Annotated in this window: 5 protein-coding genes and 1 pseudogene; 2 read left to right on the plus strand and 4 right to left on the minus strand. The window is 45.1% G+C overall.

Annotated features, from left to right (window positions below; translation table 11 throughout):
• Nucleotides 1–789, plus strand: a pseudogene (locus IQ219_RS16450) (arginine decarboxylase); the annotation flags it as partial.
• 118 nt (nucleotides 790–907) lie between these two features.
• Here IQ219_RS16450 and ligA read toward each other — a convergent pair.
• A complete protein-coding gene (ligA, locus tag IQ219_RS16455) occupies nucleotides 908–2917 on the minus strand; it encodes an NAD-dependent DNA ligase LigA (RefSeq protein WP_194073321.1) in 2010 nt (669 codons plus the stop codon).
• Nucleotides 2918–3095: 178 nt separating this feature from the next.
• Between ligA and IQ219_RS16460 the strand changes: the two genes are divergently transcribed.
• Nucleotides 3096–3683 (plus strand): Uma2 family endonuclease, encoded by a 588-nt coding sequence (locus IQ219_RS16460; RefSeq protein ID WP_194073322.1) that lies wholly within the window; start codon nucleotides 3096–3098, stop codon nucleotides 3681–3683.
• Nucleotides 3684–4076: 393 nt separating this feature from the next.
• On the opposite strand, the gene IQ219_RS16465 is transcribed toward IQ219_RS16460, so the two are convergent.
• The 3 genes from IQ219_RS16465 to IQ219_RS16475 form a co-directional block, all read right to left on the minus strand.
• Nucleotides 4077–4409, minus strand: a complete 333-nt coding sequence (locus IQ219_RS16465) for a DUF5615 family PIN-like protein (protein ID WP_194073323.1) — start codon at nucleotides 4407–4409, stop codon at nucleotides 4077–4079.
• A complete protein-coding gene (locus tag IQ219_RS16470) occupies nucleotides 4406–4636 on the minus strand; it encodes a DUF433 domain-containing protein (protein WP_190598786.1) in 231 nt (76 codons plus the stop codon). The genes IQ219_RS16465 and IQ219_RS16470 overlap by 4 nt, the downstream gene beginning before the upstream one ends.
• 27 nt (nucleotides 4637–4663) lie before the next feature.
• On the minus strand, nucleotides 4664–5374 hold a 711-nt coding region (locus IQ219_RS16475; protein WP_194073324.1), incomplete at its 5' end, for a DUF4336 domain-containing protein.

Genomic DNA, 5374 nt, shown 5'->3' on the forward strand with positions numbered 1-5374 from the left:
GCCCATCCCCTGCTGAGAAATCTGTGGGAATGTTACGAAACTATTACAACAGCACAATACCAAGAGCAATACCATGACGCTCTGCAATTAAAAGCCGAGGCTAGCAGTCTCTTTAACTTTGGTTATTTAACCTTGACTGAACGGGGGCAGGCAGAACAAATTCACTGGGCTTGTTGCCGTAAAATTTTTGAAATCACTAGACAGTTGGAGTATATTCCCGAAGATTTTCAGGCGTTAGATAAAATAATGACCGATATTTACTACGTTAATTTGTCGGTTTTTCAATCAGCACCGGAATCCTGGTCTTTGGATCAACTTTTTCCCATTTTGCCCATTCATCACCTCAATGAAAAGCCCAGTCAAAGGGTAATTTTAGCCGATTTAACCTGTGACAGTGACGGCAAAATTGACCGCTTTATTGACCTGTGGGATGTCAAGCCCTACCTGGAAGTTCACCCCCTAGAAAATGATGGTAATCCTTACTATTTAGGCATGTTCTTAGTCGGTGCTTACCAAGAAATTATGGGTAATTTGCACAACTTATTTGGCGATATCAATGTAGTTCATATTGCCACCACTCCCCAGGGTTATCAGATCGAGTCGGTGGTGCGGGGGGATACCATGACCGAAGTTTTAGGTTATGTCCAGTACGATTCCGATGATTTACTCGAGGGTCTGCGGCGTCATACGGAATTAGCCCTCAGTAATGGGCAGATTACCCTAGAGGAATCTCGACGGCTGTTGGAAGATTATGAGCAAAGTTTACGACGCTACACCTATCTAAGCTGACCTGCTAGGAAGCAATAACAGTGCTGTTGTAGTCTATGGAGCCCCCTAAAATAGTGCCGAGATTAGGTCAACTTTGCTTGCTCTCCCATCGCAATGTTGTTTAAACCAGACTATTTGCCTATGGCTCCAACAATTGTAAAAATTCTACCTCCGATAGTAATTTAATCCCTAAACTTTCCGCCTTGGTGGCCTTACTACCGGGCTTATCCCCCAATAGAACATAATCAGTTTTGGCACTTACACTGCTGGTTACTTTGCCGCCGCTCTGCTCAATTAATTCCTGAGCTTCTGTGCGACTGAGATTGGGTAAAGTTCCGGTTAACACAAAGGTTTTGCCCCTTAATTTGCCGCTGTCAGTTTTAGTCTGATCAATACCTTGGTCTGCCAATACTAACCTCAGCTCCTGTAAATGCTGAATCAATTGTTGATTGCCAGGATTCCTGAACCAATTAACCACTGCTTCGGCAATTTCTGGGCCAATGCCATAGACCCCTTCCAGGTCGGGAATGCTGGCTTGGCTCAGTTTTTCCACGGTGGGAAACTGTTGGCTGAGTAATTTGGCGTTCACTTGCCCCACATGGCGGATACCCAAACCAAATAAAATGCGGCTCCAGGGTTGATTTTTACTAGCTGCAATGGCAGTAACTAATTTTTCGGCGGATTTTTGGGCAAAGCGTTCCAATGCCAATAATTGCTCTTCCTGTAAACGGTACAAATCAGCAATGGAGTTGACTAACCGATTTTCCAAGAGCGTAATCACAACCTTTTCCCCCAAACCTTGAATATCCAGCGCATTGCGGCTAGCCCAGTGGATTAAACTGCCTTGCAAAATGGCGGAACAGGAACTATTGACACAACGGGTGACGGCTTCTTCCAATGGGCGCACCAAGGGGGAACCACAGGCGGGGCAATGGGAAGGAAAAATGTAGGGAGTGGTATTTTCCGGGCGCAATTCTGTCATTACCCGCACCACTTCGGGGATAATTTCCCCCGCTTTGCGAATAATTACCGTGTCTCCCACCCGGATGTCCAATTCTCGGATGCGGTCTTGGTTATGCAGGGTAGCCCGTTGTACCGTTGTGCCCGCTAACTGTACTGGCTCCATCACTGCTAGGGGGGTGACTGCGCCGGTGCGGCCCACATTGACTTCAATGGCTTTGACCACAGTGGGAGTTTCTTCGGCGGGATATTTTAAGGCGATCGCCCAGCGGGGAAATTTTTGGGTAAATCCCAACTCGCTTTGCAGTGGATACTGATTAATTTTCACTACTACCCCATCAGTCATATAGGGTAAGCGCTGGCGAGCCCCTTCCCAGTCTTCAAAATATGCCACTACTCCATCTAAATCTTCACAAAGCTGACAATGGGGATTAACCATAAAACCAGCTTTTTTGAGATATTCCAAAGCTTGCCATTGACTTTGGATTTGTTCTTCTTGCCCTGGTAAATGGAGGGTGTAGGCAAAAAATTGTAAGCGTCTTTGGTGGACAATTTTGGAATCCAATTGGCGGAGGGTGCCGGCGGCGGCGTTGCGGGGATTGGCAAATAGGCTTTCTCCCTGAGCTTCCCGTTCTTGATTGATGCGATTAAATTCCTCCAGGGGCAAAAAGGCTTCCCCTCGCACTTCCACCGTCGGGGGCGGATTATCCAAATTCAATTTCAGGGGAATGGAACGAATGGTTTTAATATTTTGGCTAATTTCTTCCCCGGTGGTGCCGTCTCCCCTGGTTACTCCCCGCACCAACAAACCATTTTCATAGGTCAGGGCGATCGCCGAGCCGTCAATTTTGAGCTCACAGACGTATTCAGCTTTTTCAATGGTTGGGGCAATGCGTTGCCAACGTTCCTGCCACTGCTGTAGTTCCTGGACGTTAAAGGCATTTTCCAGGCTGTAGAGGGGAATATTGTGGGTAACGGCGGAGAATTGGCTAGCGGGTTGTTCCCCCACCCGTTGGGTTGGACTGTCGGGGGTAATGAGCTCCGGGTTTTCTGCCTCTAGTTTTTGTAGTTCCCGGTAAAGCTGGTCATAAACGCTATCCTCCATAATCGGTGCATCTAGCACATAGTAGGCGTAGCTAGCTTTTTGGAGTTGTTGGCGCAGTTGCAAAAGGCGATCGGCGGTGGTCATAGCTTATGTCTATTGTCCAAAAGGCTTGCTCTAGCAGAAATTGGCCTCCTTCTAGAGGGTTACAGAAGAGATAATGGGACGATTTCCCAGGGACACGTTACGGGATAAGCCTTTCACTCCAAGGGCGATTAACATAGAGACTGTAGCATTTGTGTAGCCCAAGCCGAGGGCCGTCCCCATGACCGTTGCCACTTCTCCTTTAACTCTCAGTGAAAGTCAAAATTTTATCCTACCCGGTCGTCACAGTTGGGAAGATTTTAAGACGATTCAAGCAGTGATGGAACAGCGCTCAGGGCTGCGTACTACCTATTTTGACGGAGTAATTGAGTTCATGACCTTGGGAGAATATCACGAATCCATCAAAACCATAATCGGATTTTTGATTGAATATTATTTGTTCTCCCAGAGTATTGAATTTTTCCCAGCCGGTAGTGCAACCCGTGAATCAAGGGAGAAATTGGTATCGTTTGAGCCGGATGAATCCTATTACCTTGGCGAAAAAAAGGAACATCCTGATTTGGCAATTGAGGTGAATGTCACCAGTGGTACTCCGAAAGAGCTTGAAAAGTATCAACGGTTGGGTATTCAGGAAGTTTGGATGTGGCAGGATAAAAAGTTCTCCATTTACTCTCTAGAAGGCGATCACTATCAAGAAATTCCCACCAGTAAATTACTTCCAGGTTTGAATTTTTCACTGCTGGAGGAATGCATATTGATGCCCTCTCGCCTGGAAGCAATCCAAAGGTTTACGGCTCAATCAAAATAAACGGCGATCGCCATGGGAAACCAGCCGACGAAATTGGCGATCGGAATAAAACAAGGGTAAGAATCTCCGACTTCTCATCAAAGGAAAAACTTTCAATGACATCCCAGTTTTCCACGTCTAAAAAATCAACAATTATCAAACCTCCTGTTGCTTCAAGAAGATCTTTAAAAAATCTGCGACTTGAACTCTATGAGATATATTCTTATTTCCATATTTTTCTGCAAGACTTTTAAAAATTTTATGGCTGTCTTTTATTGGGTCCATGCAGATTCTCTTTGGTCAGACAACATACAGATAATGAGGGCAAAGTGGACTTTAAAGATCCACCTCATATCTCATTGTAGAGAATGATTTATTATTTGTGGAGTTGTTTAAGACCACGTACTTATCTGACTATGAAAGGGCGAGCAAAGATGAATTTTTATCTTCATAAAATAATTTAATCATGCTAAATTCTCGACGTAGTAAATTTTCAACTTGTAAAGTCGAGCAGTTTCCTAATCGAAGCCAAATAACTTTGGGAGGACTACCAAACACCAGACTAAGATCGTGCATATCTGCATCTTTAGAGACAATCATTAAGTCATTATTTTTTGCGTAATCCCAAACGCTAGGATCAATTGTTGCCTCCATTCCAACATCTCGTACATGAAGAGAATTAGGAAAAAGATCGCCCAATTGAATGGGCAATTTGGGAGAGAGATTTTCGTCAAATAATAATTTCATGCAGACAGGGGAGAAATCATCAATCGACTTTCACGGTCAGCTGCATAAGCAATACAAGCCTTTAAATCTTCTCGGGTCAAATCGGGAAAATCTTCGAGAATTTCCGCCTCAGTCATCTCAGAAGCTAGATATTCGAGAACTTCATAAACAGTGATACGCAAGCCGCGTACACAAGGTTTACCTCCTCGTTTATTGGGTTCAATCGTAATGTAGTTTCTATAATTCATTGTAAATTCTCGCTAATCTTTTATAGTTTATTCACGTTTACTAGCCGGTGGTGGGGTAATGCGCCAACGCACTAGGAATTGATCAATGCGTTGCAGAATTTGCCGATCTTCTTGGGGTAATGACTCTTCATTATTAGAGGAAGACTTTTGCAAAAAGCTAAAGGCTTGGCGGATTTGTTCTCCATTGGTAACCACCGGCGCAGAAAAGTGACAGGGAATAAGAGTTTCTACTGGCCAACTGGCAATTTTTTCTACCCATTGCCAGACGGCTTCCGGTTCCCGGTTGAGGATTAGCTCTTGCAAAATGGGGGCTACTCGTACTTTGCCGCCTCCCCACAGAGTTTGAAAAGTGCTCTGCCAATCCCTCCGCCACCGAAATGGATATAAACCAAAATAATTCTCCCGACGGCGATCGCCAACTTGTTTTGCTTCTTGCCACACCTGGTTCCAATTAGGTACTTCTAGGGTACTAGCTTGAAAATAGAGAGCAAATAAACAAATGCGTTGCCACCCCTTAGCCCGATTGGCGAGATTATCTTCCGGGCGATCGCCAGCCTTATCCCTGGCATGGAACATTAGGGGAGTGGGGTCTAGTTCCAAGACCGGGGGGGGATTTTCCGATAAAACCAACAGGGTATCCGTCACCAGCAAAGTATGACTAGACCAATGGAAAAAAGCCACTTCGCCAAATTTGCCCAGGCGTAAATCCAACGGCCCGAGGTAAGCATAATCAAATTC

The organism is Synechocystis sp. LEGE 06083 (assembly GCF_015207725.1).
GTDB lineage: Bacteria > Cyanobacteriota > Cyanobacteriia > Cyanobacteriales > Microcystaceae > Synechocystis > Synechocystis salina.

What these genes read in the sequence shown, in the direction of transcription:
- ligA (WP_194073321.1), bottom strand. Translation starts at nt 2,917, where the DNA reads ATGACCACCGCCGATCGCCTTTTGCAACTGCGCCAACAACTCCAAAAA.
- IQ219_RS16460 (WP_194073322.1), top strand. Translation starts at nt 3,096, where the DNA reads ATGACCGTTGCCACTTCTCCTTTAACTCTCAGTGAAAGTCAAAATTTT.
- IQ219_RS16465 (WP_194073323.1), bottom strand. Translation starts at nt 4,409, where the DNA reads ATGAAATTATTATTTGACGAAAATCTCTCTCCCAAATTGCCCATTCAA.
- IQ219_RS16470 (WP_190598786.1), bottom strand. Translation starts at nt 4,636, where the DNA reads ATGAATTATAGAAACTACATTACGATTGAACCCAATAAACGAGGAGGT.